General features: G+C 37.7%; 6 protein-coding genes and 1 pseudogene. All 7 read left to right on the forward strand.

The window, feature by feature from the left end; genetic code table 11:
* A pseudogene (locus PAN06_RS13400) lies at positions 1-873 on the forward strand (hypothetical protein); the annotation flags it as partial.
* Positions 873-1,190: a hypothetical protein gene (locus PAN06_RS13405; protein WP_004264076.1), complete on the forward strand. Its 318-nt coding sequence runs from the start codon at positions 873-875 to the stop codon at positions 1,188-1,190. The pseudogene PAN06_RS13400 and the gene PAN06_RS13405, both read left to right, overlap by 1 nt.
* 8 nt (positions 1,191-1,198) lie before the next feature.
* On the forward strand, positions 1,199-1,882 hold the full coding sequence (locus PAN06_RS13410) for an enhanced serine sensitivity protein SseB C-terminal domain-containing protein (RefSeq protein WP_247930842.1): 684 nt from the start codon (positions 1,199-1,201) through the stop codon (positions 1,880-1,882).
* Between the two features lie 26 nt (positions 1,883-1,908).
* Positions 1,909-2,175, forward strand: coding sequence for a DUF4176 domain-containing protein (locus PAN06_RS13415; protein WP_269796573.1), 267 nt, complete (start codon positions 1,909-1,911; stop codon positions 2,173-2,175).
* 3 nt (positions 2,176-2,178) lie between these two features.
* Entirely contained in the window at positions 2,179-2,613 is a 435-nt protein-coding gene (locus tag PAN06_RS13420) for a DUF5082 family protein (RefSeq protein WP_120769975.1), read from the forward strand.
* A gap of 4 nt (positions 2,614-2,617) precedes the next feature.
* Positions 2,618-2,902: a TIGR04197 family type VII secretion effector gene (locus tag PAN06_RS13425; RefSeq protein WP_125417065.1), complete on the forward strand. Its 285-nt coding sequence runs from the start codon at positions 2,618-2,620 to the stop codon at positions 2,900-2,902.
* 9 nt (positions 2,903-2,911) lie between these two features.
* Positions 2,912-3,412, forward strand: a 501-nt coding sequence (locus PAN06_RS13430; RefSeq protein WP_269796574.1) for a T7SS effector LXG polymorphic toxin, incomplete at its 3' end; no start/stop codon positions are given.

A 3,412-nucleotide genomic window follows, 5' to 3' on the forward strand; every position in this document is an offset into this window, starting at 1 on the left:
TTGGTTGTTGGGGCTGGCTTAACCGCAGGAATTGGAACAGCGGCTTATGGGGCGTCTAATGCAGGGGAAGGGATTCATAACATCCAACTTGGAAATGCAGGGGATGTCCATACGAAATCCTATAATCGCATCCGAGATACGCTTTTTATGGGGAACGACAAGCTGTATCATCAGGTTGGTGGGATCTTTGTGACAGCGAGTTCTATCATGATTCCCATAGGGCAAACTCAGAGCGTTGTCAAGGGCTTGACCCAGTTTGCGATAGGGGAAGCAGGTGCCTATACAGCGGGTCAGGTTGCCTATCATGGGACCAAGCTCCTAGGTGGAAGTGAAGAAGATGCCCAAACCGCAAACTTTATCGGGAATATCGTAGGAGGTTATGCGGCCTCTTCAGCAGCTAGCAAGTTTAGTTTGAACAAGGTGTCCACCAATCCAAGAGAATATAGTTACAATATGATTGAAAATCCTGGGCCACTACTAGAAATTAATGAAACTGCAGCTAAAAGTTTCGCTAGCGGTAAATATAATGTGAAAATATTAGAAGAGGATACGGTCTTTTTTAGAGCAGGAAATTCTGACAGTCCTTTAGGACAATATTATACAAGGGATATCCCTGAGTCAGTAATAAAAGTTAGGATAGAGTCCGCAGTTAAACCTCAGTGGATTGATAGGGATACAGGAGTCTTAACAGGTACATCAGAATTGACTGATATCTATGCTACTAAGTTCCCAAAAGGTACCGTCTATTATGAAGGTCCTACAGGATCTCAAGGAGGAGTATATATTGGTGGCAAAGAACAGATATTTATCAATAAACCCTGGACTATTGATGGAATTCTTAATAATACAACACATCTAGGAGGAATAAGGTGATGGTAAATTTCAAAGAAGAACTAATAGAATTGTTAATTGACTTATTAGGGATTCTATCAGAACATAAGCAGCGTCATAATGTTAATTATTTTATAGGGACGCTTAAAAATATGATAGCAATCATACAAAATATAGAAAATCCTGAACTCCCAAATGAATGTATAGAGAAACTTCGAAAAATGTACAAAAGTATGTTTTTCCCAAGAGATGGTTTATCGGATTTTTATATTCTTGATTCTGATGCTACATATATGACAAAATGTAATACTCAATTTTCGTCATTATTAAATAGAATTGATGCTTTATTAGAAGAATGAGGAAGTTAATGTTAGATTTGAATCTTTTATATAATATATATAAAGAAAATAACAGGGAGTCAGACTGGAAGAAATTTGCTATTGCTCTTTCAAAATCATATTTGTTGGTACCTTTTACTACAAGTGATAGCTCTGATATTCTAATCACATTAAATGGTAGCGATGGTAGACAGTATTTGCCTATATTTACTGATTTTGAATCTATCAATTTATCTAGTTCATTATTTAATAAAAGTGTTAAGTTCGCCAAAGTGGATATAGTATATATTTATAAATTTCTAGAACGTAATTCACCTGTAAAATATGTTGTATTGAATCCTTGTGAAATCAGTGTTTTTATGGACAAAGATTATATAGAATCGATATTATCTTTAATCAATTCACGTAAAATACTTTTTGGAAAGCCAATTGAGGATACAACGTTGATTGAAAACAAGCTTTCAAATATTTTTAAGGAAATTCCTTCAGTTAATAATGTCTTTTTCGTAAAGATACTAGTGAAAGAAGAAAGTAGTTACTTACTAGTCATAGATTATGATGACTCTCAAAATGAGCTACTTCTTTTTGAGAAGATTTCTAAAAAAATTGCGAGTCATAAAATAGACTCTGATTGTCCTTTTGATTTGATATCAAGCAATACAGAGTTAGGAGAAGAAATAATGAAGGATAATCCTCCCATTTACACTCGCTAATATTTTTAAAGGGAAGTACTAAAAAGATGCTCATCATTGCTCGTGTGATTGCAGCACCCGTCAAAGGAGATCTCTACCGTTTTGATTACGGAGCCTGTCTCTATCCAGAAGGAATGGTAGGAGATAGCCTTATCTACTTTAATCATGAAGATGTTTTTAAGGTTGTTCAAGAGGGCTATAGCGATGATGATAATGAGCTTATGTTAGAACATATTGCTTCGGTTGTCTCTACAACAGATATTCCTAAAGGGAATGTTGCTGAGTTGAATGAAGTAAATGAACTAGGAGGCTAATACATGGGGCAAATAGACTATGATCAAATCTATTATCTTCAAGGTAGAGTGAATGCCTACTCCGCCAGCATCTCCTCTGCCCAATCACGGATTACTTCCATTGATGAAAAATTGGAACGTCTTCGTACGGCCAAGAAGTCTGTAGGGGAAATCCAACAAAATGTTCACAATATCAAGTATCCCATCATGCACCGAAATATTCAGCCAGAATGGCAAGGCAAACAAAAGGATGATTTCACCAAGCAGTGGGAAACCTTCTCTAGTGACTATACGAGTTTTCAAACGGAGATGAATACCTTCTATGATGCCATCTGTGATGAAATCACTAGGTTGGAAAACCAAAAAAATGAAGAACATGGCATTATTGGTTGGTGCCAAAGTCAGATTAACAATCTGGGAAATTTCATCGAGAAGTTACTACATACGAAGGAGGGGTAAGGTCATGTATGGAACGATTCAATTATCTGAGGTTCTGTTTAACGCGCACATCAGTAGTTTGACCAAGGCTCAGGCTAGTTTGGCTGGAGTGAGTAAGCCAAACTTTAACACGACATCGGAATCCAAGGTGCTCGATTTGTATCAGGAACAATTCAATGAGCTCTATCAGTTGATGACGAGCTATACGTCCTTATTGGGAACAGACATCGCCTTGATGTCCGCTACAGGAAAAGAATTGGCCCGTACAGATACAGTATTGGGACAAACACTGTTTTCTGGCTTGCAGTAGGGAGGTTCTATGAGTTACAAGATAAAATTTGATGATATTACCTCTGTTCAAGTGGAAAGTCAAAAGACGATGAATGCTTGGGAAGAGGCCATCGCTAGTCTAAATAAGGCTATGAGCGACTTCATCAACAATCAAAATCTCCAAGGTCAGGCTATCTCGAGTATGCGCAGTTACCTAGTAGAGGTACATGGGACTCTTCTTCAAACTCTGGTTAACCTGATGAATGACTACTCAACTAATCTCCTACTGTACAAGGATGGTTACTACCAGATTGATTCAAGCAATCATGCAAAGTTACCGGGTCAGGTGTTTACAACCCTTCATAGTGATTTAAAGAGTTCACGGGACAATCTAAAGAGTGAGATTGAGCTCTTGAACACGACCAAGGACAAGGTTTCAGACTTGGTGAGCTATTCAGGAAGCAGTCATACCAGTACGGTCATGAATTATAACTTCCTCATGAACCAGCTCAAGAACTTGGACAACTCGATCATCCAGTATGAAAGTAAC

Source organism: Streptococcus sp. SM3 (assembly GCF_027497875.1).

What these genes read in the sequence shown, in the direction of transcription:
- PAN06_RS13405 (WP_004264076.1), top strand. Translation starts at nt 873, where the DNA reads ATGGTAAATTTCAAAGAAGAACTAATAGAATTGTTAATTGACTTATTA.
- PAN06_RS13410 (WP_247930842.1), top strand. Translation starts at nt 1,199, where the DNA reads ATGTTAGATTTGAATCTTTTATATAATATATATAAAGAAAATAACAGG.
- PAN06_RS13415 (WP_269796573.1), top strand. Translation starts at nt 1,909, where the DNA reads ATGCTCATCATTGCTCGTGTGATTGCAGCACCCGTCAAAGGAGATCTC.
- PAN06_RS13420 (WP_120769975.1), top strand. Translation starts at nt 2,179, where the DNA reads ATGGGGCAAATAGACTATGATCAAATCTATTATCTTCAAGGTAGAGTG.
- PAN06_RS13425 (WP_125417065.1), top strand. Translation starts at nt 2,618, where the DNA reads ATGTATGGAACGATTCAATTATCTGAGGTTCTGTTTAACGCGCACATC.